Source organism: Streptomyces sp. JL2001 (assembly GCF_050917515.1).
Lineage (GTDB): Bacteria > Actinomycetota > Actinomycetes > Streptomycetales > Streptomycetaceae > Streptomyces.
Window position 1 is genome coordinate 1,185,814 of sequence record NZ_CP169421.1, and the last position, 23,729, is coordinate 1,209,542.

General features: G+C 72.9%; 23 protein-coding genes and 1 tRNA gene. 11 read left to right on the top strand and 13 right to left on the bottom strand.

The window, feature by feature from the left end; genetic code table 11:
* Positions 1-50: 50 nt before the first annotated feature.
* On the bottom strand, positions 51-998 hold the full coding sequence (locus tag ACE1OA_RS05195; protein ID WP_386543757.1) for an NmrA/HSCARG family protein: 948 nt from the start codon (positions 996-998) through the stop codon (positions 51-53).
* Between the two features lie 511 nt (positions 999-1,509).
* On the opposite strand from ACE1OA_RS05195, the gene ACE1OA_RS05200 reads away from it, so the two are divergent.
* Entirely contained in the window at positions 1,510-1,884 is a 375-nt protein-coding gene (locus ACE1OA_RS05200; protein WP_432752361.1) for a DUF6193 family natural product biosynthesis protein, read from the top strand.
* Positions 1,885-2,033: 149 nt separating this feature from the next.
* On the opposite strand, the gene ACE1OA_RS05205 is transcribed toward ACE1OA_RS05200, so the two are convergent.
* From ACE1OA_RS05205 to ACE1OA_RS05215, 3 genes are all read right to left on the bottom strand, one after another.
* On the bottom strand, positions 2,034-2,363 hold the full coding sequence (locus tag ACE1OA_RS05205; RefSeq protein ID WP_384866510.1) for a hypothetical protein: 330 nt from the start codon (positions 2,361-2,363) through the stop codon (positions 2,034-2,036).
* 98 nt (positions 2,364-2,461) lie between these two features.
* Positions 2,462-2,674: a hypothetical protein gene (locus ACE1OA_RS05210; RefSeq protein WP_432752362.1), complete on the bottom strand. Its 213-nt coding sequence runs from the start codon at positions 2,672-2,674 to the stop codon at positions 2,462-2,464.
* Positions 2,667-3,638 (bottom strand): formylglycine-generating enzyme family protein, encoded by a 972-nt coding sequence (locus tag ACE1OA_RS05215; protein ID WP_432752363.1) that lies wholly within the window; start codon positions 3,636-3,638, stop codon positions 2,667-2,669. The genes ACE1OA_RS05210 and ACE1OA_RS05215 overlap by 8 nt, the downstream gene beginning before the upstream one ends.
* A 445-nt stretch (positions 3,639-4,083) precedes the next feature.
* Here ACE1OA_RS05215 and ACE1OA_RS05220 point away from each other — a divergent pair, with 445 nt between their 5' ends.
* From ACE1OA_RS05220 to ACE1OA_RS05235, 4 genes are all read left to right on the top strand, one after another.
* The gene (locus ACE1OA_RS05220) at positions 4,084-4,659 is read left to right on the top strand and encodes a hypothetical protein (RefSeq protein ID WP_432752364.1); all 576 of its coding nucleotides are present in this window, start codon (positions 4,084-4,086) and stop codon (positions 4,657-4,659) included.
* Entirely contained in the window at positions 4,660-5,265 is a 606-nt protein-coding gene (locus ACE1OA_RS05225; protein ID WP_432752365.1) for a hypothetical protein, read from the top strand.
* Between the two features lie 244 nt (positions 5,266-5,509).
* Positions 5,510-5,935: a DUF7144 family membrane protein gene (locus ACE1OA_RS05230; protein WP_384866500.1), complete on the top strand. Its 426-nt coding sequence runs from the start codon at positions 5,510-5,512 to the stop codon at positions 5,933-5,935.
* A 204-nt stretch (positions 5,936-6,139) separates the two neighbouring features.
* Positions 6,140-8,494, top strand: a complete 2,355-nt coding sequence (locus ACE1OA_RS05235) for an arylsulfatase (RefSeq protein WP_384866498.1) — start codon at positions 6,140-6,142, stop codon at positions 8,492-8,494.
* Between the two features lie 300 nt (positions 8,495-8,794).
* Here the strand turns inward: ACE1OA_RS05235 and ACE1OA_RS05240 are convergent, their stop codons facing one another.
* Entirely contained in the window at positions 8,795-10,087 is a 1,293-nt protein-coding gene (locus ACE1OA_RS05240) for a cation:proton antiporter (RefSeq protein WP_384866497.1), read from the bottom strand.
* Between the two features lie 774 nt (positions 10,088-10,861).
* A tRNA-Pro gene (locus ACE1OA_RS05245) sits at positions 10,862-10,935 on the bottom strand.
* 254 nt (positions 10,936-11,189) lie between these two features.
* Between ACE1OA_RS05245 and ACE1OA_RS05250 the strand changes: the two genes are divergently transcribed.
* Positions 11,190-11,684, top strand: coding sequence for a DUF309 domain-containing protein (locus ACE1OA_RS05250; RefSeq protein ID WP_356600120.1), 495 nt, complete (start codon positions 11,190-11,192; stop codon positions 11,682-11,684).
* Here ACE1OA_RS05250 and ACE1OA_RS05255 read toward each other — a convergent pair.
* The 6 genes from ACE1OA_RS05255 to ACE1OA_RS05280 all read right to left on the bottom strand — a co-directional run bounded on the left by ACE1OA_RS05255 (position 11,661) and on the right by ACE1OA_RS05280 (position 17,181).
* Positions 11,661-12,296 carry a LutC/YkgG family protein gene (locus ACE1OA_RS05255; protein ID WP_356600685.1) on the bottom strand — a complete coding sequence of 212 codons (636 nt, stop codon included), beginning with the start codon at positions 12,294-12,296 and terminating at the stop codon, positions 11,661-11,663. The genes ACE1OA_RS05250 and ACE1OA_RS05255 overlap by 24 nt on opposite strands.
* A gap of 113 nt (positions 12,297-12,409) precedes the next feature.
* Positions 12,410-13,840, bottom strand: coding sequence for a LutB/LldF family L-lactate oxidation iron-sulfur protein (locus tag ACE1OA_RS05260; protein ID WP_432752366.1), 1,431 nt, complete (start codon positions 13,838-13,840; stop codon positions 12,410-12,412).
* Positions 13,837-14,553 (bottom strand): (Fe-S)-binding protein, encoded by a 717-nt coding sequence (locus ACE1OA_RS05265; protein WP_356600124.1) that lies wholly within the window; start codon positions 14,551-14,553, stop codon positions 13,837-13,839. Before ACE1OA_RS05265 ends, ACE1OA_RS05260 begins: the two co-directional genes overlap by 4 nt.
* 91 nt (positions 14,554-14,644) lie before the next feature.
* Entirely contained in the window at positions 14,645-15,886 is a 1,242-nt protein-coding gene (locus ACE1OA_RS05270) for a cytochrome P450 (protein WP_432752367.1), read from the bottom strand.
* A 73-nt stretch (positions 15,887-15,959) separates the two neighbouring features.
* Positions 15,960-16,361 carry a DUF488 domain-containing protein gene (locus ACE1OA_RS05275; RefSeq protein ID WP_356600128.1) on the bottom strand — a complete coding sequence of 134 codons (402 nt, stop codon included), beginning with the start codon at positions 16,359-16,361 and terminating at the stop codon, positions 15,960-15,962.
* Between the two features lie 199 nt (positions 16,362-16,560).
* Positions 16,561-17,181, bottom strand: a complete 621-nt coding sequence (locus ACE1OA_RS05280; RefSeq protein ID WP_356600130.1) for a TetR/AcrR family transcriptional regulator — start codon at positions 17,179-17,181, stop codon at positions 16,561-16,563.
* 146 nt (positions 17,182-17,327) lie between these two features.
* Between ACE1OA_RS05280 and ACE1OA_RS05285 the strand changes: the two genes are divergently transcribed.
* The 5 genes from ACE1OA_RS05285 (at position 17,328) to ACE1OA_RS05305 (ending at position 22,623) form a co-directional block, all read left to right on the top strand.
* Positions 17,328-18,167 (top strand): phosphatase PAP2 family protein, encoded by an 840-nt coding sequence (locus ACE1OA_RS05285; RefSeq protein ID WP_356600132.1) that lies wholly within the window; start codon positions 17,328-17,330, stop codon positions 18,165-18,167.
* A complete protein-coding gene (locus tag ACE1OA_RS05290; RefSeq protein WP_384866487.1) occupies positions 18,164-19,354 on the top strand; it encodes a DMT family transporter in 1,191 nt (396 codons plus the stop codon). Before ACE1OA_RS05285 ends, ACE1OA_RS05290 begins: the two co-directional genes overlap by 4 nt.
* A 245-nt stretch (positions 19,355-19,599) precedes the next feature.
* On the top strand, positions 19,600-20,604 hold the full coding sequence (locus ACE1OA_RS05295) for an SPFH domain-containing protein (protein ID WP_356600136.1): 1,005 nt from the start codon (positions 19,600-19,602) through the stop codon (positions 20,602-20,604).
* The gene (locus tag ACE1OA_RS05300; protein ID WP_356600138.1) at positions 20,601-21,494 is read left to right on the top strand and encodes a hypothetical protein; all 894 of its coding nucleotides are present in this window, start codon (positions 20,601-20,603) and stop codon (positions 21,492-21,494) included. Before ACE1OA_RS05295 ends, ACE1OA_RS05300 begins: the two co-directional genes overlap by 4 nt.
* A gap of 262 nt (positions 21,495-21,756) precedes the next feature.
* On the top strand, positions 21,757-22,623 hold the full coding sequence (locus ACE1OA_RS05305; RefSeq protein ID WP_432752368.1) for a GNAT family N-acetyltransferase: 867 nt from the start codon (positions 21,757-21,759) through the stop codon (positions 22,621-22,623).
* Between the two features lie 9 nt (positions 22,624-22,632).
* Here ACE1OA_RS05305 and ACE1OA_RS05310 read toward each other — a convergent pair whose 3' ends face one another.
* Positions 22,633-23,307 (bottom strand): hypothetical protein, encoded by a 675-nt coding sequence (locus tag ACE1OA_RS05310; protein WP_432752369.1) that lies wholly within the window; start codon positions 23,305-23,307, stop codon positions 22,633-22,635.
* Positions 23,308-23,729 lie beyond the last annotated feature (422 nt).

Here is a 23,729-nt window from a genome sequence, read left to right on the forward strand (position 1 = left end):
GGCGGGGCGGCCTCGGCGACCGCCGGCCCACCTGACGGTGCTCGCAGCACTCAGCTCCAGTGGAACTGGTCCCGGTGTGCGGCCAGCCAGGTGGAGAAGTCCTGGAGGGCCGGGTTGAGGGCGCGGACCGCGTCGAGATCGCGGGCGCCCGTGAAACGGGCCTCGCAGTCGGCGTAGAACTGGAACATGTTGCCGGCCTCGTCGGCGCCCGGGAATCCCAGGGCGCGGAACGCGTCCGGTGTCAGAGGCCGATAGCGGACGGGCTGTCCGAGCGACTCGGAGAGGGCCGCGGCCATGTCGGCGACGGGCAGGTGTTCGCCCGCGATGCTGACGGTGGCGGGGATGAAGTCGGTGCCGCGCTTGAGGATGGCGAGCGCGGTCTTCCCGATGTCCTCCACGGCGATGCCGGCGAGCCTGCGGTCGCCCATCGGGAAGTTCAGCTCGAAGGCGCCGTCCTCGCCACGCTGCGGGGCGAACGCCCCGAACAGGTTCTCCCAGAAGAACGTCGTGCGCAGGAAGGTGGTCGGTACGCCGTCGTCGGTGAAGTAGTGGTCGGCTTCGGCCTTGCCGTCGAAGTGGGGGACCTTGTAGGAACGCTGGAGCGTGGGCATCCGCTCGTCGTCCAGCGGAATGCACTCGCGGGTGTCCTCCAGGGTGGACCAGATGGCGTGCTGCACGCCCGCCCGCGACGCCGCCCGAGACAGGGCCGCCGCCTGGGCCTTCTCGTGGGCCGCGTCCATGTCCTCCCAGAAGTTGGTCACCAGGTACGCGCCGTACGCGCCGTCGAGTGCGGCGACCAGGCTCTCCTCGTCGTCCAGATCGGCCCGGACCACCTCGACCCCGAGCCGTTCCAGCTCCTTGGCCCGGTCCGAGTCCGGCCGACGGGTCACCGCGCGGACCACGAAGCCACTGTCCCGGTCCGCGAGGATCGCCCGTGCGAGCGAGCCTCCCTGGTTCCCCGTCGCGCCGAAGACGGTGACGGTTCGCTGCTCGGTCATCGCCGCACTCACTTCCTGATTCCTTCGGCACGTGTTGCGTGCCCGGCCGGGCCCACCGCGCTGCGAAGACTACGTCCGCGGGGCAGGCCCCGACCGGCGGTACACGCCGACGCGGCCCGGATGGACGTACCTGGCGACGGTGAAGACGGCCGGCTTCCACCCGCCGTCCCGCCGGGCGACCCGGACACGCTGCACACGTGCCGCTCGGACACCCGCACGGTGACGCCGGCTCAGGCGGTACGTCCCGACGGACCCCCTGCTCCCCGCCCCGAACGCGGTCTCGTACGTCGACAATCCGACTAGGTGGATCAATCCGCATCACGACCCGGACCGGGAGAGGGATCCGGGGGCGCACCCACACAGCGGTGACGACTACAAGTACGGCATGCCGCCGGACTGGATGACCCATGTCGCTGCCGCGGTGGGTGACCGGGGAACGACCCTGTCCATCACCCTGGACGGAAACCCGACATTTCGAAGCTTCCGAAGCACATGAGGTGAGAGCAGGGAGATGACGGACAACGCTGACGCGCGGAGTGCCGCGGAGATCGTGGACGAGGAATGGCGCCTTCTCCTCGGCGGGAGTCACGACCTGATCGACGGGGAAACCGTCCGCGCGGCTTCTGCGCAGCCGCGGCTGCGACGGCTCTTCCCCCTGGTCAGTCACGGAGTCATGTACTTCAGTGGCTGCACCGGAATGCCGGCCGCCCATGTCGGGGGGCAGGTCTGTCCGCGAGGTACTGACGGACGGTTCCGGGTGCGCGGACCCAGGGGCGTGGGGACCCTCGGCAGGGCGGAGACCCGGGAGGAGGCGTTCGCGCTGGTCGTCGCCAACCTCCCGGAGGAGTGCGGGCCGGCCGTGCTCGGAGGCGCGGGCCGAGTCTGACCGCGGGTGCGAGGTGCCGCGGCACCGCCGTCGGCGGTGTTCACCGTCCAGGATCACGTCATGGAACCGACGATCCTGCGGTCGAGGCGCCGGCGTCTCCTGCGGTCGGAGACCTTGACTCACAAGCCGTGCCGGGCTCCCCGAGACGGTCAGGAGTACCAGTCAGCCTCCGCCGGCCGTGCCCGGCGGGGCACCTCCCGGGCGGCCATCGGCGTGCGTTCGCCACCCGAGAGCAGGGTGCTCGCCGGATCGCCGCCGAGAGCGCCCGGGAGCGTCACCTCGACCTCTATGCTGCGCGGCGGGTCGGTGGGCAGGATCGTGGTCATCACCGTCTTCTGGGCGTGGTGGCCATGGGCGCGGACGGCGGCGACCTGCTTCCCGTCCACGAGGAGCTCCAGCTCCCGCGCCCCGCCCATCCGCAGGCCCACGGTGACCGAGCAGCCGGAGTACTCGCAGTGAAAGTGATACTCGCGGCTCATGATTGCCTCCCTGAAGCGCCCGGCAACAAAGCCTCCTGCCTCCATCGTGGCACCGGATGGTGGCTGCGTCAGCCCCTGGATCCGGCTCCTGCGGTCCGTCACCGCCACGCCACCCCTCCCGACGACCACACCGCCGTCGCCGCGCACTGGCGGGCGCCGTCGTCGCGACTCTCGGACAACGACAGCCACTGCGGCCAGACCAGGACCAGGTGGTCGAGCCCGTCCGGCGCTCCGATCGCATTGCCGCGGAGCAGGGGCGACCAGCGCGAGTACCCCAGCATCGCGGTGGGGCCTCCGTGTTGGTCATCCATCAGCCGAGCCCGCGCAACGGAAGCCGATGTTGCCGGTGGAGGAGTCGGGAGTGTTGGGCATCCGGGCGGAGACCCGGTAACGGCGGCAGTACGAGGCGTGGCAGAGATAGGAGCCGCCGCGAAGCGCGCGCACGATGCCGGTCGGTGGGCCGGCCGGGTCCTCGCGGGGGCCGGTGGCGTGCCAGACGGGGTGGAACCAGTCGGCCGTCCACTCCCAGACGTTTCCGGTCATGTTGTGGAGCCCGTAGCCGTTCGGGGGGAAGGCGTCCACGGGACAGGTGCCGAGGTAACCGTCCTCGAGCGTGTTGTGGTCGGGGAAGGATCCGTTCCATACGTTCATCCGGTGGCGGCCGCCGGGGCGGATTTCGTCGCCCCAAGGAAAGGGCTGCTGTTCGAGCCCGCCGCGGGCGGCGTACTCCCACTCGGCCTCGGTGGGCAGCCTTCTGCCGGCCCAGGTGCAGTACGCGAGGGCGTCGTTCCAAGAGACGTGCACCACCGGGTGCTTCGTACGTCCGTCGAGGTCGGAGCCGGGGCCGTATGGGTGCCTCCAGTCGGCGCCGAGCACCTCGCGCCACCACGGGGCGGCGGCGACCGCACGGGTGGGCGGGAAGTCGTCCGGCAGCAGGCCGCCGAAAACGAACGAGGCCCCGTAGCGCTCGGCATCGGTGACGTGCCCGGTGGCGGCCACGAACGAGGCGAAGCGGGCGTTGCTCACGCAATGCCGATCGATGACGAAAGGCTTGACCCGGACCCGGCGCACCGGGCCCTCGCCGTCCGCAGCGTAGGCGAGGCCGTCATCGCTGCCCATCCGGAACCAGCCACCGTCCAGCCGGATCGGTCGCGGGCCGGCGGGGGGCACGCCGGACGGCTCGGCCGGCCGTGTCGGGGTAGTCGAGGCTTCCGACTCACCGGGCGCCTCCGGGCGGCGGCCGGGGGTGCAGCAGGAGGGAGTATCTCGTGTCATGTGCTCGGCTTCTCCGCTTCCTGGTGGCCGAAGGAGTCCACGTCGTACATGGTCCATTCCTCGCATGACGGACCGGCTTCCGCAGTCCCGGGCTGTCGCATCATCCAGACGCATGCGCGCAGAATCCCGGCCGGAAGAGCACGGCCAGCCGAAGGGCCGGCGGACGAAAAGCGACGTACCGTCGGGCCGGCGACCTCCAGGGCATGACCGGCAGCCGGATCTTCAGTGTCCCCGGGTCGGTCGCCGGGAAGGCGTAGCCCCGGGTGCGGTAACTGTTGCGGTGCGTCCCAATGGAAGGCGAGCGGCAGCCCGGCCGTCGAGTCCTCTGGAGCGCCATGAGCGCAGCCTTCCTGAGCCGCCTGCGTCCGAACCGCCCCAAGAGGCACCGTCGCACGTCCCGTCCACCAAGGGCCGGACGGGTGCCTCACGTGCTGGCCGGATCGCGATGGGCATCCTCTCGGCCCTGCTGATCACGCTCACCTGCATCCTCGTGCCGGTCTCCCTGCTCACCGTCTGGGTGCACGACATCGTGCTCGACACCGACAGGTGCGTCTCGACCGTCGAACCCCTCGCGACGAACCCGGCGATCGAGGCCGCCGCCGCGAACCGCATCACCCGCGCGGTCGACGTCAAGGTGAACGGCGACGAGGTGACCTCGGACGTGGCCGCCTGGCTGCAGGCCCAGGGTCTGCCGCCCCGCGCCGCCGCAGGGATCAAGTCCCTCGGCCCGAAACTGGACGAGGCCGTCAACGACGTGGTCGACAAGGCGGCGACCCGATTCGTCGAGAGCGACCGGTTCGAGACCATCTGGACCGATGCCAACCGCGCCGCGCACAACGCGGTCGTGCACGCGCTCACCGGCCACGGCCGGGGAGCGGTGGACGTCAGCGACGGCACCGTCGCATTGGACGTCGGCACCGCCGTGGAGACGGTCAAACAGGACCTCGTGGACGCCGGCCTCGCACCGGCGGAGAAGATCCCCACCGTCAACAAACAGATGGTGCTCTTCAAGTCCGACTAGGTGGAGAAGATCCAGGGCGCGGCCCACACACTCGACGTCCTCGGCAACTGGCTGCCCGTCCTCACGGTGGCGCTGGGCGCAATCGGCGTGCTGCCCGCCCGTCGGCGCCGCCGCGCACTCGTGACCACGGCGCTGGGCGCGGCCGGCGGCGCCCTGGTCCTCGTCATCGGGCTGGTCATCGCGCGCCACTACTACCTCGACCACCTGCCCGCCCATGTGCAGTCGCCGGATGCCGCCGCGGCGGTCTTCGACACGCTGCTGCGCTTTCTGCGGGTCAGCGCACGCACCGTGATCGTGCTCGGCGTCGTGGTGGCCCTCGGGGTGTACCTGACCGGCACCGGCCGTCTGCCGCGCGCCGTGCGCGGGAGGGCGGACCGTATGGCCGACTCCGCCGCGCGCTGGGGCAGTGCCCACGGAGTGCACACCGGACGGGACGGCACCTGGACTGACTCCTACCGGCGCTGGATCGCCCTCGGCGTCGTTCTCGTGCGCAGGCAGGTGCCACTCCACACAAGCCCTCTTGAGGAGCGGGTGGCTGCTGACGCGCGCGACCTCGACGATGCAGCAGGAGTATGGAGGCGACGCTCGCGACCGTTCATCCGGTGATGTCGTTGTCTCGCATCCTGGTCTGACGGCCCGACAGACTCACCACCGCCCCAGTCAGCACCAGCGGCCGGGCCTCGCCCACACGCGCAGCCCTCTGCCACGGACACGTCCGGGCGGGCCCCAAGGGAGCATGCATGTGGCAGAGCGGAGGTGCTGCCCGGCCTCCGACGTGGCAGCCTGGATATGGAGTCTCCGACCAGGTCGCCCGATTCGGCGACGAGGTCTTTCTCGAAGGAGCTCGAACATGGCCAGCAACGTCAGCGGAGCGCGTGGCCAGACTTCGCCGAGGCGGTTCGCAACCGGCTGGACCTTCTTCGCCGCAGTTCTGATGATCTTCGGCGGCACCATGGCGATCTTCCAGGGCATCGCCGCCATCGCGAAGGACGACCTCATCGTCGTCACCCGCGACTACGCCTACAAGATGAACACCACCGGCTGGGGCTGGATCCACCTCATCCTGGGCGTACTCATCATCCTGGCGGGTCTCGCCCTCTTCACCGGCGCCCTGTGGGCGCGCATCATCGGTATCGCCCTCGCCGGGCTCGGTATGATCGCCAACTTCCTGTGGCTGCCCTACTACCCGTTCTGGGCCGTCGTCCTGATCGCCATCGACGCCTTCGTGATCTGGGCTCTCTGCGCCGGAACGACCAGAACAACCGAGCAGGATTGATGCGCCGCCGCCGGTCCGCCACGCGCGAGACCGGCGGCGCACCGCCGACCGAGAGCGCGCCTCAAGCCGAGTCCTGCGCCCAACGGTGGTCCGGTCGTGCCGCCGCGGTGCCTCGACCGTAGGGGCGTGGGTGATCCGGCAGGACCGAACGCGCGCGGACGCGGACAACGGTCCGGTCGGGACCGATCCGCAGAGGAGAAGGGCATGGCGAAGGACTTCAGGGGGAAGATCGCCCTCGACATCCACGACTCGGAGCCGGACTGGGAGCCGTTCTTGGCGCCGAAGGCACCCAAAGACGCCCCGAACGTGCTGGTGATCGCCTGGGACGACGTCGGCTACGGGACCATGGACTGCTTCGGTGGCCCGGTGAGAACTCCGACGATGTCGCGGATCGCGGACATGGGCGTGCGGTACTCGAACTTCCACACCACCGCACTCTGCTCCCCGACCAGGGCCTCGCTGCTGACCGGCCGCAACGCAACGTCGAACGGCATGGCCACCATCGCCGAGTTCAGTGCCGGCTTCCCCGGGATCTCCACCCGCATCCCGTTCGAGAACGGTTTCATCTCCGAGGTCCTGGCCGAGCGCGGCTACAACACGTACTGCGTCGGCAAGTGGCACCTCACCCCTGGCGAAGAGACCAGCATGGCGGCCTACAAGGGGCGCTGGCCTCTGGGGCGCGGCTTCGAGCGGTTCTACGGCTTCCTCGGCGGCGAATCGAGCTGCTGGTATCCGGACCTGGTCCACGACAACCACCGGACCGAGCCGCCGGCCACTCCCGACGAGGGCTACCACATCGCCAAGGATCTGTCGGACAAGGCCATCGCGTTCATCAAGGACGCCAAGGTCGTCGAGCCCGACAAGCCGTTCTTCATGTACCTGGCGCTGGATGCGGCCCATGCGCCGCATCAGGTCTTCAAGGAGTGGGCCGACGCGTACAAGGGCGTGTTCGACGAGGGTTACGAGGCGATCCGGACGGAGATCCTCCGGCGTCAGAAGGAGCTCGGCCTGCTGCCCGAGGACACCGGACTGTCCGCGATCAACCCGCATGGCGAGCCTCAGGTGACCGGCCCGGACGGGCAGCCGTGGCCGAGGCTGGACACCGTCCGCCCCTGGGACACACTCGGCGACGACGAGAAGCGGCTGTTCATCAGGATGGCCGAGGTCTTCGCCGGCTATGTCTCCTACAGCGACGACCAGCTCGGCCGGGTGATCGACTTCCTCGAGGAGGCTGGCGAACTCGACAACACGATCATCGTGGCCGTCTCCGACAACGGCGGAAGCGGCGAGGGCGGGCCCGACGGCACGTTCAACGAGTGGCGGTTCTTCAACGGCCTGAACACCCCGACCGAGCTGTCCCTGGAACACATCGACGAGCTCGGCAGCCCAGCCTCCTACAACCACTACAACACCGGATGGGCGTGGGCGTTCGACACCCCGTTCCCGTACTGGAAGCGCTGGGCGGGCTACGAGGGTGGCGTGGCCGACATGTGCCTGCTCGCCTGGCCCGCCAAGCTCAAGGCGCGCGGCGAGGTGCGCCAGCAGTACGTCCACGCCGTCGATGTCGTCCCCACGCTCTACGAACTGCTGGACATCGAGCCGCCCTCCGTGCTCAAGGGGTACCCGCAGAACCCGATCGAGGGCGAGAGCTTCGCGGCCTCGCTCACCGACCCCACCGTGCCGGGAAAGCAGACCCAGTTCTACGCGATGCTGGGACAGCGCTCGATCTACCACGACGGATGGCTGGCCTGCACCGTGCACCCGCCACTGAGCGGCTGGGGCGGCTTCGCGCACGACCGGTGGGAGCTGTACAACCTGACGAAGGACCGCGCGCAGTCCACGGATGTGGCGGCGCAGGAGCCGGAACGACTCGAGACGCTCAAGAGCCTGTGGTACTACTACGCGGGCCGCTACCACGGGCTGCCGCTCGACGACCGTACCGCGCTCGAACAGACCCTGGCCGAGCGCCCGCATGGCACTCCCCCGCGCGAACGCTACGTCTACTACCCCGACTGCGCCTCGGTGCCCGAGCAGTCAGGCGTCGTGATCAGCGGCCGTTCGTACACCATCGCCGCGGGTGTCGACATCGAGTCGTCCGACGCCGAGGGCGTCGTGTACGCCCATGGCGGCATCGCCGGCGGCCACAGCCTCTACGTCAAGAACCGCCGCCTGCACTACGCGTTCAACTGGGTGGGCACCCACCTGCAACACGTGGAATCCGACCGTGAGATCAAAGCGGGCAGGCACGTGCTCACGGCCGAGTTCACCGCGAGCGGACGCAGCGCCGATCCGGCGATGCCGGGTGCGTCTGGAACCCTCACCCTGTACATCGACGACCAGCAGGTGGGCAGCGGTGACATCGTCACCCAGCCCGGCTACTTCTGCGTCGTCGGGGACGGGATCTGCGTGGGCCGCGACGACGCCTCGTCCGTCACCCCCGACTACCGGGCACCGTTCCGCTTCACCGGCGGCACCATCGACAAGGTCGTCGTCGACGTCTCCGGCGAGCGGTTCGTCGACCACGAGGCGCAGGTCCGCGGCTGGTTCGCGATCGACTGACCATGCAGACGCCCGCATGGAACGGGACGGAGAAGCGGCCCTCCAGGCGGCAACCGCCGGTGCGACCGCGGGCCCCAGCACTTACGGCCGAGGGCCACCACAGTCCGGCCGCGCTGACGGCGAGTCCGGGCCTGCGCCACGGCCGCCCGTCCCAGGCTCCTGGAACCTGCGACCACCAGAGTAGAGGTCGCTGGCGCGACCACCGCGGCGGTCGCCGGCCGGACTGTCCGCCGTTGCGTCGCGCTGCCGTGCCGCCCGGCGACTTCGCGATCCTTGGTCCCTTCCTGGCTCGTCCGTGCACTACCGCGCTGTTGACGGGGGCCCGGCGTGGTCCCCTTCCGGCAGGCCCTCACGCAGGTGCGGCCGTGCGGCAGCGACCTTCGTGTGCCAGGCGCCGTAACGGTTCGCGAGGACGACGGCGGAGATGCCGTGCAGGAGGATGCTCAGCGCGACGGTGACCGCGATCACCCGGCCGAGGAGCTGCACCCCCTGTACGTGTTGCTCCACGACGAGAAGCCCGAAGACGACCGAGGCGAGGCCGCGCGGCCCGAACCACCCGATGTAGCCGACCGTGGGAAGGGCCAGGCCGGTTCCGGCCAGGGAGAGGGCGACGGGCAGCATCCGGACCACGGTCAGACTCAGCACGGCGTAGGTGATGACCCGCCAGTCGAGGTCCTCCAGTACCGGACCGAGAAGGACCGCGCCGAAGACCAGGAAGCTCAAGGACGCGAGCAGCTCGGCGAGACGCTCGGCGAGAGCGGCAGTGTCACCGGTGTCTGGTGTGTCCGCCGGCGCGCTCTGCCTCAGCGAGACCCCGAAGGCGAAGCCGGCCACCCAGGCCGCGATGAACCCGCTTCCGTCGACGACGACCGCCAGGGTGTACGAGCCTGCCGCCACGGCCAGCACGAAGACCTGCCGCCAGTCGTCACTCGCCCAGCCCCTTTCGCGCGACCAGCGCAACAGGCGCCCGCCGCCCCATCCCACGGCAAGACCCAACGCGGTGCTGAGCACGAGCGCCCGCCAGAAGACCCCCACGACTCCCTCCTCCGAGGCCGTGGTACCGGGCAGAGCTGCAAGGAACAGCACGAAGAAGGGCAGCGCCATACCGTCGTTGAGGCCGCTCTCGACATTGAGGCCGCTCCGCACGAGCGGGGGAACACGCCGGCTGGAGACCGCCGTCTTGCCCAGTGCCGCGTCGGTCGGGGCCAGAATCGTCGCGACCAGCGCCAACTCCCACACGGCCAGCCCCGGCAGCAGAGGCCAGGCCAGGAGCCAGCCGGCGCCGATCGTCAGCGGCAGCCCGATCCCCAACAGGCGTCCGGGAAGGAAGCCGCCGACGCGCATATCCCGTCGGCGTACGGACATGGCGTCGGTCAGCAGGACCAGCGTCAGGGCGGCTTCGACCAGGGTGAGCACCGGGCCGGCGTCGTGCTCCAGATCGACAAGGTCGAGCCCGATCGGTCCGACGGCCACCCCGAAGCCGGTGAACACCATCGGCGCCGTCACGGCAGTCGTGGACAACCGCCGGGAGAAGAGCGCGTACCCCGCCGTGACGGCGGCCACGGCCGCCCCCGTCCACGCGCTGCCGCTCACTGGGCCCTCACGGGTCCGCCGTCGCGGACGCGGCGGAACTCTTGGTTGCCGGTACCGCTGTCGGGGGAGCTGGAACTGCGGGAGGGGACACGGTAGGCATGCTGACGCCGCCCCGAGGTCCCCTCAGCCGAGGTACGCGACCGCGCCGAGATCCGGAAGGGCGGGGGCGCACCGGATGAACGGGCCCCTCTCCATCGCCGGGCACGGTCCAGTCGTCTTGCGCCCCCATCAGGAACTCGCCGCCGGTGATGCGCACCATGCCGCCCGCCCGCTCTCCTGCTTCGGAGGCAGGGACGGCACCGTCACCCTCACATGCCGCGGTGCCTCGCACCCGGACGAACTGCAGCAGCGTCCGCCTGATCCACTTTCCGACATGGAACACCAATCAGTATCGAAATATGCCAATCTGCTCATGATCGGGCTCTGATACGTCCGCACCGGACATCGACACGCTGCGCGACGCCCGTGCCACCCGGTCCGACCGAGGAGGTGACCATCACGGCGCGTCGCTCGAGCTCTGCTGCGGTCAGGGCCGATGGTGGTGCACGCCGGGTCGGCCGCGGCCGATGCCGGGCTCCGTCTCCGTCCCCGGAAGGCGCACCCCCGGGGCCCGCGCACCCAGGCAGTGAACCCCGCGCCCCGGTCCCTGCCGAGCCCGATCGTGGCCGCCCGCTGAGCGGTCAGGGCGAGTTGGTCCCCGAGCGGTACCCGAAAACGAGTCAGGGGCCGGTTCAGATTTCTCTGAAACGGCCCCTGACCTGCGACTTCGAAAAGTCGGGACGACAGGATTTGAACCTGCGACCCCTTGACCCCCAGTCAAGTGCGCTACCAAGCTGCGCCACGTCCCGATGCCCGTCGTTCCGGGGTGTCCCCCGGTGTCGGCGTGCAAGAGAACATTACCTCACTCCGCGCGACCGATGGACGCGTGGGCTCTCTTCGCGTCGCCCGTCGGGGTGGCGGCGCCGCAGGTGGTGGCCGGGTGGTGGTCCCGCTGCGGGTGGCGGGGGTGAGGGGCGCCGCCAAGAGGTGCGGGCCTGCCCGGCACGGGGCCGGGGCGGGGCCTCGTCCTGGCCGTGGCGTCCCTCCGGGGGACAATGGGGGCGTGGACAGGACGCCGAGGGACCGGGACGAGGAGGGGCGGGCGCGGAGTGCGCGCCCGCGGGACGGGCTCGGGCGGCCTCTGCCGTACGGCGCCGAGGGGGTCGAGCGGCAGCCCGAGGGGGTCGAACGCAGTCCGGCGCAGACGCTCCGCGAGGCGCAGCGGCTGCTCGACGCGGGGATGCCGTTCCACGCGCACGAGGTGTTCGAGGACGCGTGGAAGAGCGGGCCCGCCGGCGAGCGGGACCTGTGGCAGGGGCTGGCCCAGCTGGCGGTGGGGCTCACGCACGCGGCTCGCGGCAATGCCACGGGAGGCGCCCGGCTGTTGCGGCGTGGCGCCGACCGGATCGGCGCACCCGATCCCGTCCGGCAGGCGGCCGGATACGGTATCGATGTCGCCGGACTGGCCTCCTGGGCTCGGGAGTTGGCCGGTCGGGCGGACCGGGTGCGGGACGCGGCGGCCGAGGCGCCGCGGCTACGCGTCGGGCTCGTGGACTAGGACCACTTCCAGGGTCCGGGGGCCGTGGACGCCCTCGACGCGGTCGAGTTCGATGTCGCTGGTGGCCGACGGGCCGGAGATCCAGGTGAGCGGGCGGGTGGGGTCGAGCCGCGTGAGGGCCTGCGGCACGGAGGCCACCACCTGGTCGGGGACGCGTACGACGCAGATGTGGTGGTCGGGGACGAGGGTGATCCGGCGGCGGCCCTGGCCGGGTCCGCCGTCAAGGACGAGCGTCCCGGTCTCGGCGACGGCCACCGCGCAGCCGGTGACGACGCTGTCGACGGCGTCGAGTTCACGGGGCGACGAGGCGGCCCGGTCGTGGATGCGGGTGATGTCGATCCGGGTGACGTCGGCGCGAGGCAGCCACTGGTGGGGCAGTCCGGACGGGATGAGGACGGTGTTGGCACCGCGCTCGGCGAGGAGCCGCAGGAGCAGGGCCGGCAGGCCGTCGGGGTCGGTGCGGTGGACGAGGGCGCGGTAGTCCGCCAGGTTGGCGTGGAGCAGGTCGACGAGCGCCGCGGGGTCGTCGGGCACGTGGCTCCGCAGGTACGCGCGCTCCGCCTCGGGTGCCGGGGGCGCGGCGGAGACGGCGTCCCGGACCCGGGCGAGGATCCGGTCGCGCGCGGAGGAGGCCGGCCCGGCGGGGGTGCGGGCGGGCGTGGACCCGGGGGCGGGTGCGGTGTCTGCGGCGGCGCCGTCGTGCGGGTGGTTCGGGTGCGGGTCGTTCACGTGCGGTTCTTCTTCCACCAGGTGCGGAAGGACTCCGCCGGGAGTTCGGGCAGGTCGCGGCTCTCGGACCAGGCGCCGGCCCCGGGGACCGCCCCGGGCAGGCGGCGGGGGTGGAGGGCGCGTGTGGCGGAGGCGACGCGTTCGGCCGCCGCGAGCGCGGCCGGGCGGTCCAGCACCCAGCCCGCCGCCTTGATGGCGGCCTTCTCCAGCCGGTGTCCCCTGCCGCCCTGCTCGGCGACCTTCTCGCGGAGGTGGACGAGGACCTCGGGGATGTCGATGGCCACCGGGCACACCTCGTAGCACGCGCCGCACAGCGAGGACGCGTACGGCAGCGAGGCGTCGACGGCACTGGCCGTACCGCGCAGTTGGGGCGTGAGGATGGCGCCGATGGGGCCGGGATAGACGGATCCGTAGGCGTGTCCGCCGGCGCGTTCGTAGACGGGGCAGACGTTGAGGCAGGCGGAGCAGCGGATGCAGCGCAGGGCCTGGCGGCCGACCTCGTCGGCGAGCGCCGCGCTGCGGCCGTTGTCGAGCAGGACGAGGTGGAAGGTCCGCGGCCCGTCGCCGTCCGTGGTCCCGGTCCACATCGAGGTGTACGGGTTCATCCGCTCGGCGGTCGAGGAGCGGGGCAGGGTCTGCAGGAACACCTCCAGGTCCTGCCAGGTGGGCACGATCTTCTCGATGCCGACGACCGAGATCAGGGTCTCGGGGAGGGTGAGGCACATCCGGCCGTTGCCCTCGGACTCGACGACCACGAGCGTGCCGGTCTCGGCGACCATGAAGTTGGCGCCGGAGATGCCGACCTTGGCGCGCAGGAACTTCTCCCGCAGGTGGAGCCGGGCCGCCTCGGCGAGTTCGGCCGGGCTGTCGGACAGGTCCTCCGGCGCGGGGCGGCCCCAGGCGCCCATCCGTTCGCGGAAGATGTCGCGGATCTCGCCCCGGTTGCGGTGGATGGCGGGAACGAGGATGTGCGAGGGGCGGTCCTCGCCGAGCTGCACGATGAGCTCGGCGAGGTCGGTCTCATAGGCGTGGATGCCCTCGGCCTCCAGCGCCTCGTTGAGCCCGATCTCCTGCGTGGCCATCGACTTGACCTTGACGACCTCGGTCTCCCCGGTCGCCTTCACCAGGTCGGCGACGATCCCGTTCGCCTCTGCGGCGTCCTGCGCCCAGTGCACGGTGCCGCCCGCGGCGGTGACCGCGGCCTCCAACTGCACGAGGTAGCGGTCGAGATGGCGCAGCGTGTGGTCCTTGATCTGCTTGCCGGCCTCGCGCAGCTCGGCCCAGTCGGCGAGTTCGGCGACCGCTTTGGCGCGCTTGTCCCGGATGGTGTGGGTGGCATGGCGCAGGTTGGCGCGCAGTACGGGGTCGCCCACGGCCGCGCGGGCGGCCTCGGGGAACGCGGGCATCCCGACGAACGTCCCGGTCACAGCGCCGGCTCCGGCTCGGTGCTCGCGAGGATCTCGGCGAGGTGCAGGGTCCGCAGGGGCTCGCCCTCGCGCCGCAGGATCCCGTCCAGGTGCAGGAGGCACGAGTTGTCGGCGCCGCAGAGGACCGAGGCGCCGGTCGACGCGGCGTGGGCGACCTTGTCGCGGCCCATCGCCGCCGACACGTCGGCGTTCTTGACGGCGAAGGTGCCGCCGAAGCCGCAGCACTCCTGGGCTGCCGGCAGTTCGACGAGGTCGAGGCCCCTGACGGCCCGGAGCAGCCGGCGCGGCCGGTCGCCGAGGCCGAGCGCGCGCAGGCCGTGGCAGGAGGGGTGGTAGGTGACGCGGTGCGGGAAGTAGGCGCCTACGTCCGTCACTCCCAGCACGTCGACGAGGAACTCGGTGAGTTCGTGGGTCCGCGGTCCGAGCGCGGCCGCCTCGGCGCCGAACCCGGCGTAGTGGTGCCGCACCATCGCCGCGCAGGATCCCGAGGGGGTGACGATGTGGTCGTAGCCGGCGAAGGCGTCCACCGTGCGGCGGACGAGGGCGGCGGTCTCGCGGCGGTAGCCGGTGTTGTACTGCGGCTGGCCGCAGCAGGTCTGGGCCGCCGGGAAGTCGACGTCGACACCGAGCCGTTCCAGAATGCGGACGGTTGCCACTCCCGTGGAGGGATACAGGGCGTCATTGACGCAGGTGACGAAGAGTGCGACGCGCATGCGCGCAGGATATGCCGGTGAAGGGCGGCGGGGCACCGGCCGGATGCCGGGCCGGCGGGTATCGATCCGGTCTCGCCCGGCCGCCCCGTGTTCACCAGGTGAGATGGAGCTCCTCGGGCGATCGGTGGATCAGCGTGGGCCGCATCAGCACCTCACGGTCCTCCGCCAGTCGCAGTCCGGGCAGGCGGCGGGTGAACAGTTCGAGTGTCAGGCGGAGTTGGGTGCGGGCCAGCTGCGATCCGGGGCAGCCGTGGGCGCCGTGGCCGAAGGCGAGGTGCCGGGTGGGGGCGGCGGGCCGGGCGATGTCGAACACGTCGGGGTCCGGGTGGCGCGCCTCGTCGCGGTTGGCGGAGCCGTAGGCGACGAAGACGGTCGCTCCGGCGGGCAGGTCGGTCCCGGCCAGGGCGACGGGGCGGGTGGTGGTGCGGCGGAATCCCTGGACGGCGGTGTCGAAGCGGGCCGCTTCCTCCACCGCCCCGGGTATCAGCTCCGGCCGGGCGCAGAGCAGCTCCCACTGCTCGCGGTGGCGCAGCAGGTGGAGCAGCGTGGTGCCGATGAGGGCGGTGGTGGTGAGGTGCCCGGCGATGAGGAGGTTCTGCAGGTTGGCGACGAGTTCGCTGCGCTGGTCGCAGGTGAGGTCGCGCCGGCCGGGGCCGAGGCCGGTGTCGGGGGCGAGTGCGGCGACCATCGCGGAGCAGAGGTCCTCGCGCGGGCGGGCGCGCCGCTCGCGGGCGTAGCGGTCGAGGAGGTGCTGGAGGGCGACCACGTCCTCGGCCGCGGCGATCTGCTCGTCCTCGGGCATCGGCCGGAAGAGCAGCTGTTCGGCGCGGTGTCCGCCGCGCACGGCGGCGGGCACGTCCTCGGGCTCGATGCCGATGAGCCGCCCGATGACGGCGCCGGGCAGCCTGCGGGCGTAGGCGCCCATCAGCTCGGCGCGTCCGTCGGCGGCGAAGGCGTCGACGAGGGACGTGGCGACCTCTTCGGCGTACGGGGCGAGGGCGGCGATCCGGGCGGCCGAGAGTCCGCTGTTGAGCGGGGCGCGGTGGCGGCGGTGGGCGGCGCCGTCGGTGGAGACGACGGTGGGCCGTTGGCCGAAGCCGCGGGCCAGGACGCCGGAGACGGCCGGCGGTGGCAGGACGTCGGGACGGAGCGCCTGGGCCGAGGAGAAGTCCTCGGGGCGCAGCAGCACTTCGCGGACGTCGGCGTCCCGGGAGACGAGCCAGGCGTCGAGTTCGGGGACGAAGGTCAGCCCCTCGGTACGCCGGGCGTGGGCGTAGAGGGGGTACGGGTCGCGTTGCAGTGCGTCGAGAAGCTCGTACGAGATCGGGTCCACGCGGCGCCTCCGGAGGGAGCTGGTGCGGAACTCGGTGCGTCGGGCCATGGTGACGGGCCCGGCGCGCCCCTGGCTATGCCCCCGGGCCACGGGACGGGGGGCGGGGAGCGGTTCCGGACAGGGCCGCCAGGAGCACCGAGGTGTGGCTCGTGTCCGGTTCCTTCGCCGCGGTGAGCAGGGTGACCCGGCCGGCGGCCGCGAGTTCGCGGAGCCGGTCCAGCGCCTCGGCGGCGCCGGGTTCGGCGAGTTCGGTCTCGTAGCGGCGGCGGAACTCGTCGTAGGTGCCCTCGGGTCCGTGGTACCAGCGGCGCAGTTCGGTGGAGGGGGTCAGCGCCTTGGGCCATTCGTCGATGTGCGCGTCGGTCCTGGCGAGGCCGCGCGGCCAGAGCCGGTCGACGAGGACGCGCAGGCCGTCGTCGGGCTCGGGGGGCTCGTAGATCCGGCGGACGCGCACGTCGGGGGTGGAGGCGGGCATGGCTCCAGGGTGCCGGACGGGTGCCCCGGCCACACTCCCGGGCACCGCCGGACGGGGCGGGGCCCGGTCGGGCGGCGGGTCCCGGCCGGTGGGCGGCGGGGGGAACCGTCGGGGCGGGGCGGGCGGGTGCGGCCGCGCGCCCCGACGGCGCGGGGCCGGGGCGGGCGCTCGGCCGGACGGCCGGAACGGGGCCCGGGCGTCAGGGCCGGGCGCGCAGGGCCGGCAGCAGGACCCCGTCGACGAACGTGCGCATCGTGGCCGCGTCCGAGAACCGCTCCTCGAAGAGCCGCTCGATGCGGAGCATCCCGAGGAAGCAGGGGGCGACGAAGCCGATCGCCGGGTTGTCCGCGTCGATCTCGCCGCGCTCGACGGCGCGGCGCAGCATCTCGTCGAGCGCCGCGACCTCCGGCTGGATGACGGTCTCGCGCAGCGCCTCGCGCAGGTCGGGGTGCTGGATGTACGCCTGGCTGACCGCCTCCATCAGCTCGGCGTCCCGCTCGCGGGGCGTGGCGGCCAGGCGTGCGGCTTCCCGCAGGTCGCCGGCGAGGGAGCCGGTGTCGATGCCGGCGAAGAAGGTGCAGCGCTGTTTGGCGAGAGCGGCGGTGACGAGCTGCGGCTTGCTCCCCCACTGCCGGTAGAGGGTGGCCTTGCCGCATTTGGTGCGGGCCGCGACGCCCTCCATGGTCACCGAGTCGTAGCCGCCTTCGCGGAGGAGGCAGAGCACGGCGTCGTACAGCTCCGCCTGGCGTTCGGGTGTGATCTTGCCGCGTCGGGCGGCGGCGGTGGCGGCCTGCGTGGACGTCGTGGCCTGCGTGGACATCGATTCCTCCCGGACAGCTCTCTGCACATACGAGAGTAGGGGGTGCACAATCGAGACGCAAACGTATCGAGACGCTTGCGTCTCGATGAAATCGGATCTAGGCTTCCCCCGTTTGTTGCCGGTTTGACGGAAAAAGGGGCCGCGCCATGGCTGCCGGGATACGTGGGACACGTCCTGCAGGACCGGGGCCGACCGCTACCCCGAGACCGCCGCTGGTCCGCGAGCTGCTGCTCGTCACCGCGCTGTTCCTCGTGTACAAGTCCGGCCGGCGGTTCGCGAACGGCCACGAGCTGCGGGCGTTCCACAACGCCGACCGGATATGGGACGCGGAACGCGCCGTCCATCTGCCCGGCGAGGGCGCGGTACAGGCCCTGCTGCTGCACGGCGACACGCTCGTCCGGGCCGCCAACACGTACTACGCGGCCGTGCACTTCCCGGCCACCGTCGCCTTCCTCGGCTGGCTCTACTGGCGCCGCCCCGGCCACTACGTGTGGTCCCGGCGCGTGCTGGCCCTGGTCACCTCCGCGGCCCTCGCGCTGCACCTGCTGATGCCGCTCGCGCCGCCCCGGATGCTCGCCGCCGCCGGACTCGTGGACACCGCACAGGTCTACGGGCCCTCCGTGTACGGCGCGACGCCGGAGACGGACTCGATGGCGAACCAGTTCGCCGCGATGCCCTCGCTGCACTTCGGCTGGGCGCTGATGGTCGCGATCGGGCTGATCGCCGCCACCCGGGGCCGCCGGCGGTGGCTGTGGCTGCTCCATCCGCTGCTGACCCTGCTGGTGATCGTCGGAACCGCCAACCACTACTGGTTCGACGCGCTGGCCGCGGCGGCCCTGGTCGCCCTGGCCCTCGCCGTCGTCCCCGCGCCGGGCGCCCGCCCGGCCGCGCCCGGGGCCGACCCCGGCTCCGGCCGCGGCGAACCCACCCCCTCGGAGACCTTCGCGCGCACCGCCGCGCCCCGCCCGGCAGGAGCCCTGCGATGAACGCCCTCGACGGCACCGTGGTCGCGGTGCTCCTCTCCCTGGTGTCCGCCGCGGGCTACGCGCTCGCGGCGGTCGCCCAGTCCCGGCTGGCCTCCTCGTCCGACGGGGGCGGGGGCGCGCTCCGCGCGCTGCTGGCCCGCGGTCAGTGGTGGTGGGCGGTCGGCCTCAACGCGGCCGGCGCGCTCGCCCACGTGGCGGCGCTGCACTACGGTCCGCTGACCCTCGTTCAGCCGCTGGGCGCGCTGACCCTCGTGGCCGCGCTGCCGCTCGGGGCGTACTGCGCGCGGCGGCGCGTCACCCGGTCGGAGTGGCGCGGGGCGCTCTGGACCCTCGTCGGCCTGGTCGGCCTGGTGTCGGTCACCGGGCCCGCGAAGCCGGGCGAGGCGCTGAGCCTGCGCGAGGCGCTGGTCGTCGCCGCGGCGACGGGCCTGCTGATCGCTGCTCTCGCCTCGGGACGGCTGTACGGGGGCGCCCGCGCGGACGCGCCCGGAGCCGGGTCGGCCGCGGGCGGTACCGGACGGGCCCGGGGACTCGGGCACGCGACGGCCTCCGGGGTCGCCTCGGGCGTCGCCTCCGCCCTCACGCAGACGGTGACCTCGGCGCTCGCGCACGAACTGCCCGGCGGCGCCCTGCGCTGGTGGCAGACGACCCTGGTCGCGGTGCTGATCTCGGCGTTCGCGGTGGGCGGCCTGCTGCTCTCGCAGTCCGCGTACCGGGGTGGACTCGCGGCGCCGCTGGCCGTGGTGAACCTGTCCAACCCGGCCGCCGCCGCGGTGATCGGCGTGGCCCTCCTCGGCGAGTCCTTCCGTGCCGGGGCCTGGGGCTGGCTGGTCGCGGGCGCCGCCTCGGCGGTGGCGGCGCGCGGGGTGATCCTGCTGACCGGCGGGCCGGGGCCGGCGGGCCCGGGCGTCACGGACCCGGCCGTGGCGGTCACGATCTCCGCGACTCCGGCACCGGGCCCCGTCGCGCCGGCCGCGGAACCGGCCCCGGCGACCGCGGCCCTCACGGCTCCCGCCGCCCCGGCGCCCCGCCCCCGGGCCGCCGGCGTGACGGCCGCCCCGGCGGCCTCCGCCCCGCGCCTCACCGTCCCCGCGCCTGCCGCCGCCCCCGTGCGGACGACCCTGCCCGCGCCGTCACCCCTGTCGCCCGCCGGACCGGCCTCCGCGACCGCCCCGCTCGCCGGCTGACGCCGGCTCAGGCCGCGAGGCGCCGTCGACCGCGGCACGGAGGCCCCCCGCCCCGCTGGAACGGCTGCCGGCCCCCGGCCCCCGGGCTCCCCGCGCCGACCCGGCGGCCGGACCACGACGCGACGTCCCGGGCCCGACCGCACGCGGTGCCGCCGGGCGGCCGCGGACCGGACGAACCACTTTCGTCATCTTGACGAAAAGCGGAAGGATCCCTATCGTCATGATGACGACAAGGGGGAGTTCCCATGGCCGACATCACCCGCCGCGCCGGCTGGCGCCATCTGCGTTCCGCGCCCACCGCGCACATCCGCCACCACCGGCGCGGTCAGCTCGTGCACGACGGCACGGGCCTCAGCTTCTGGTTCCGTTCGCTGTCCGCCGCGCTCTCCGAGGTGCCGGTGAACGACCGCGAGCTGGCGATGGCGTTCCACGCCCGCACCGCCGACTTCCAGGACGTCAGCGTCCAGTCGACCGTCACGTACCGGATCATCGGACCGGAGGCGGCGGCCACCCGGCTCGACTTCTCGATCGACCCGGACACCGGGGCGTGGCGGGGCGCGCCGCTCGAGCAGATCGCCACCCTGCTCACCGAGACCGCGCAGCAGCACGCACTCGACGTCCTGGCCCGCACGCCCCTGGCCGCCGCGCTCGTCGACGGGGTCGCCGCCGTACGGGACCGGATCGCGGCGGGGCTGGCGGCCGAACCCCGGCTGCCGGCCACGGGCATCGAGGTGGTCGCCGTGCGCGTGGTGGCGATCCGGCCGGAGCCGGAGGTCGAGCGGGCGCTGCGGACGCCGGCGCGCGAGCAGATCCAGCAGGAGGCGGACCGGGCCACGTACGAGCGGCGGGCCGTCGCCGTCGAGCGCGAGCGGGCCATCGCGGAGAACGAGCTGGCCAGCAAGATCGAGCTGGCCCGCCAGGAGGAGCGGCTCGTCGACCAGCGCGGCACCAACGCCCGGCGCGAGGCCGAGGAGAGCGCCGCCGCCGACGCCGTACGGGCGGAGGCCGAGGCGGTCCGTACGGTCCGGCTGGCGCGCGCCGAGGCGGAGGCGGCCCGCGAGGTGGGCGAGGCCCGTGCCCAGGCGCAGGCGTCCTGGCTGCGGGTGCACGGTGAGGTCGACGCGGCGACGCTGCACGCCCTGGCCGCCACCCGCGCGGCGGAGAACCTGCCGCGGATCGAGAACCTCACGCTGTCGCCGGACGTGCTGACGGGGCTTCTCGCCAAGCTGGGCGGAGGGAACCGGTCGTGAGCCTGGCGCCCCGGGCCGTCCTCGTCCACCGCACCACGGAGTACGAGGAGCTCCTCGCCCGGCACGGTACGCACGGGCAGGCGGCGTTCTTCCTCTCCAGCCGGGGCCGGAGCATCGAGGAGGTCCGGGAGCGGCACGAGCGCACCCGGCGGGCGCTGGCGGAGGTGGCGGGGGCCGTGCCGCTCCAGTGGCGGCAGACCCGGGTCGAACGGGCCGATCTGGACCGCTTCCTGTTCGGCCCCGAGGACGTGGTCGTCGTGGTCGGGCAGGACGGTCTGGTGGCGAACGCGGCGAAGTACCTGTCCGGGCAGCCGGTCGTCGGCATCGACTCCGATCCGGGGCGCAACCCGGGGGTCCTCGTACGCCACCGGGCGGCGCAGGCGCGCACACTGCTGCCGGCCGCCACCCGGACCGGCGCGGACGAGCTGACCATGGTGGAGGCGGTCACGGACGACGCGCAGCGGCTGCTCGCGCTCAACGAGATCTACCTCGGTCCGCCCGGGCACCAGACGGCCCGCTACACCCTCGCTCTCGACGGCGCGGGCGCCGAACCGGAACCGCAGGCTTCGTCGGGTGTCCTGGTGGGGACGGGGACCGGGGCGACGGGCTGGCTGCGGTCGCTGTGGCAGCAGCGCTCCAGCCGGCTGACGTTGCCGGCCCCGACCGACCCCCGGCTCGCCTGGTTCGTCCGCGAGGCCTGGCCGTCCCCGACGACGGGCACGAGCCGGGTGGAGGGGGCGCTGGGCTCCGGCGAGGGACTGCGCCTCACCGTCGAGTCGGACCGCATGGTGGCCTTCGGGGACGGGATGGAGACCGACTCCCTGGAACTGACCTGGGGTCAGACGGTACGGGTGGGGGTGTCGGGGACGGCGTTGCGCCTGGTGGGGTGAGGCCCGCGCGCCCGGGCGGGGCCGGCCGAGCGGAGGCCACAGGGGGCCCACGGCGGGCGGCGCCACCCGCTCCCTGGCCGCTCGCCTCCGACCCCCGCGGGGGCGGCCGGAATTGATCGCCGAGGAGGACAGCGCCCCGCGGCCTCGTTAGGATCGGCACACGCTTTGCCCGGTTTCACCTCCCGCGTACCTGTCGTACGCGTCGTTCCCGGAGTAGCCCCGAGCCCGGGAGCCGTCCGCACCGGCCGCCGAAGGAACCCTCATGACGTCCGCCCCCTCCGGCCCGCTCCACGTCTCGCCCGCGTCCGTCCGGGACTGGGCCCAGGTGCGCGCGTGGGCGGCCGACGAGGGGTGGAACCCCGGACTGTCCGACGCCCCGGCGTTCTTCGCGCAGGACCCCGCCGGCTTCTTCCTCGGGCGGATCGACGGGGAGCCGGTCTCGGCCATCTCGGTGGTCAACTACAGCGACCGTTACGCCTTCCTCGGCTTCTACCTCGTCCGGCCCGACCTGCGCGGCCACGGCCACGGTCTGGCCACCTGGCGGACCGCCCTCGCCCACGCCGGCGACCGTACGGTCGGCCTCGACGGGGTGCCCGCCCAGCAGGACAACTACCGCCGCTCCGGCTTCGCGCCCGCCTACCGCACCGCCCGGTACGTGGGCGAGGTCCCCGGGCCCCCGGCCCCCGCCGCCGGTGTCGTGCCCGCGGACCGGGTGGACCGGGCCGCCCTGGCCGCGTACGACAGCGCCTGCCACCCCGCCGACCGCCCGCGTTTCCTCGACTCCTGGCTGACCACACCCGGCCACCGCGCCCTCGTGCGGCTCGTCGACGGACGCCCGGCGGGGTACGGGGTGGTCCGGCCGGCGCAGGACGAGGCCCGCGTCGGACCGCTGTTCGCGGACACCCCGGCGGACGCCGCGGTGCTGCTCGACGCGCTGGCCGCGGAGGCGCGGGCGTTCGGTTCGGACCGGATCGCGGTCGACATGCCCGAGGTCAACCCGGCGGCGGCGCGGCTCGCCGAGGAGCGGGGCATGGAGCCGACGTTCGAGACGGCCCGGATGTACACCGGCCCGCTCCGGCCGGTCGCCCAGGAGCGCATCTTCGGGGTCACCAGCCTCGAACTCGGCTGACCTCCTCCGTCAGAGGTTCCGGGCGCCGACCGTCCACCACACCAGGAACGCCGCGCCGACGAGCGCACCGATCCAGGCGGCCACGGACATGCCGAGCAGCAGGCCGTAGCCGAGGACGCCGACGGGGAACGCCAGGCCGATCCAGCCGGCGTTGTGGAAGGCGAAGAGCGTGCCGAACCCGCTCCCGAAGGCGGCCCAGAGTCCCAGGCCCAGCAACAGCCAGCACACCGCGCACCACAGGCCCACCAGGAACTCGGAGCCGGTCAGGTAGGTCTCGGTGTGGCCGCGCACCACGACGCGGACCACCCCGCCCTGCCAGGTGCGGACCTCGGCCCGGTCGCCGGGCCGCGCGTCCTCGTACAGGCGGTACCCCACATCGTGCCATTCCGTCCTCGCCGGCCTGCGGATCCGCACCTCGTACGAGGTCGTGCAGCGGTAGGAGCTCGTCCCGTCACCGTTGGAGTCCCACGAGCAGTCCTCCCGCCGGGCCCGGTCGAGCACGGTGCCCCGCGCCACCGCGACACACCCCCGCTGCCCCTCGGCACCGGCGGGGGCGCCCTGCCCGCAGAGGGCCGCGCCGCGGTACACCTGCGCCTCGCGGTACGCATCGGCCGCCCACGAACCACTGAAGGCGAGCCCGACCCCCACCGCGACCAGCACGATCAGCCGGACCACGGAAGGCACCCGTCCGTATCGCCAAGTCCCCCTGCTGGTAAGTCTTTTCACCCACGAGTGATGCCCGGCCTCCATCGCCCCTACCCGCGCACCCCCTCGTACGCCGCCCCCACCCCTCCCCCACCCCCCTCGGGGGGCGACAAGGGTTTTCCCCGTATCGGGTTCATCCCGGCTTTCCCTACTGTCTGCCGCACCGGCAGATCCCATCCCCCGAACCGCACCCCTCAGGTGCATTCAGGCCCTGTCAGGTGCATGCGGAGGGTGGGATCTGCCGGGGACGGCCTTGACCCGGGCCGTCGCGCCGGTGGCGGCGCATGGGCCCCCCAAGCCCAGGGAGCAACGGACCGCGACCCCACTTCGCGCCCGAGGCTCCTGCGCCGCCGCCACTGCTCCGCACCTACGTCGTGCTCGAAAGGGAACACCTTGAACAG

What these genes read in the sequence shown, in the direction of transcription:
- ACE1OA_RS05195 (WP_386543757.1), bottom strand. Translation starts at nt 998, where the DNA reads ATGACCGAGCAGCGAACCGTCACCGTCTTCGGCGCGACGGGGAACCAG.
- ACE1OA_RS05200 (WP_432752361.1), top strand. Translation starts at nt 1,510, where the DNA reads ATGACGGACAACGCTGACGCGCGGAGTGCCGCGGAGATCGTGGACGAG.
- ACE1OA_RS05205 (WP_384866510.1), bottom strand. Translation starts at nt 2,363, where the DNA reads ATGAGCCGCGAGTATCACTTTCACTGCGAGTACTCCGGCTGCTCGGTC.
- ACE1OA_RS05210 (WP_432752362.1), bottom strand. Translation starts at nt 2,674, where the DNA reads ATGGATGACCAACACGGAGGCCCCACCGCGATGCTGGGGTACTCGCGC.
- ACE1OA_RS05215 (WP_432752363.1), bottom strand. Translation starts at nt 3,638, where the DNA reads ATGACACGAGATACTCCCTCCTGCTGCACCCCCGGCCGCCGCCCGGAG.
- ACE1OA_RS05220 (WP_432752364.1), top strand. Translation starts at nt 4,084, where the DNA reads ATGGGCATCCTCTCGGCCCTGCTGATCACGCTCACCTGCATCCTCGTG.
- ACE1OA_RS05230 (WP_384866500.1), top strand. Translation starts at nt 5,510, where the DNA reads ATGGCCAGCAACGTCAGCGGAGCGCGTGGCCAGACTTCGCCGAGGCGG.
- ACE1OA_RS05235 (WP_384866498.1), top strand. Translation starts at nt 6,140, where the DNA reads ATGGCGAAGGACTTCAGGGGGAAGATCGCCCTCGACATCCACGACTCG.
- ACE1OA_RS05265 (WP_356600124.1), bottom strand. Translation starts at nt 14,553, where the DNA reads ATGCGCGTCGCACTCTTCGTCACCTGCGTCAATGACGCCCTGTATCCC.
- ACE1OA_RS05275 (WP_356600128.1), bottom strand. Translation starts at nt 16,361, where the DNA reads ATGCCCGCCTCCACCCCCGACGTGCGCGTCCGCCGGATCTACGAGCCC.
- ACE1OA_RS05280 (WP_356600130.1), bottom strand. Translation starts at nt 17,181, where the DNA reads ATGTCCACGCAGGCCACGACGTCCACGCAGGCCGCCACCGCCGCCGCC.
- ACE1OA_RS05285 (WP_356600132.1), top strand. Translation starts at nt 17,328, where the DNA reads ATGGCTGCCGGGATACGTGGGACACGTCCTGCAGGACCGGGGCCGACC.
- ACE1OA_RS05290 (WP_384866487.1), top strand. Translation starts at nt 18,164, where the DNA reads ATGAACGCCCTCGACGGCACCGTGGTCGCGGTGCTCCTCTCCCTGGTG.
- ACE1OA_RS05295 (WP_356600136.1), top strand. Translation starts at nt 19,600, where the DNA reads ATGGCCGACATCACCCGCCGCGCCGGCTGGCGCCATCTGCGTTCCGCG.
- ACE1OA_RS05305 (WP_432752368.1), top strand. Translation starts at nt 21,757, where the DNA reads ATGACGTCCGCCCCCTCCGGCCCGCTCCACGTCTCGCCCGCGTCCGTC.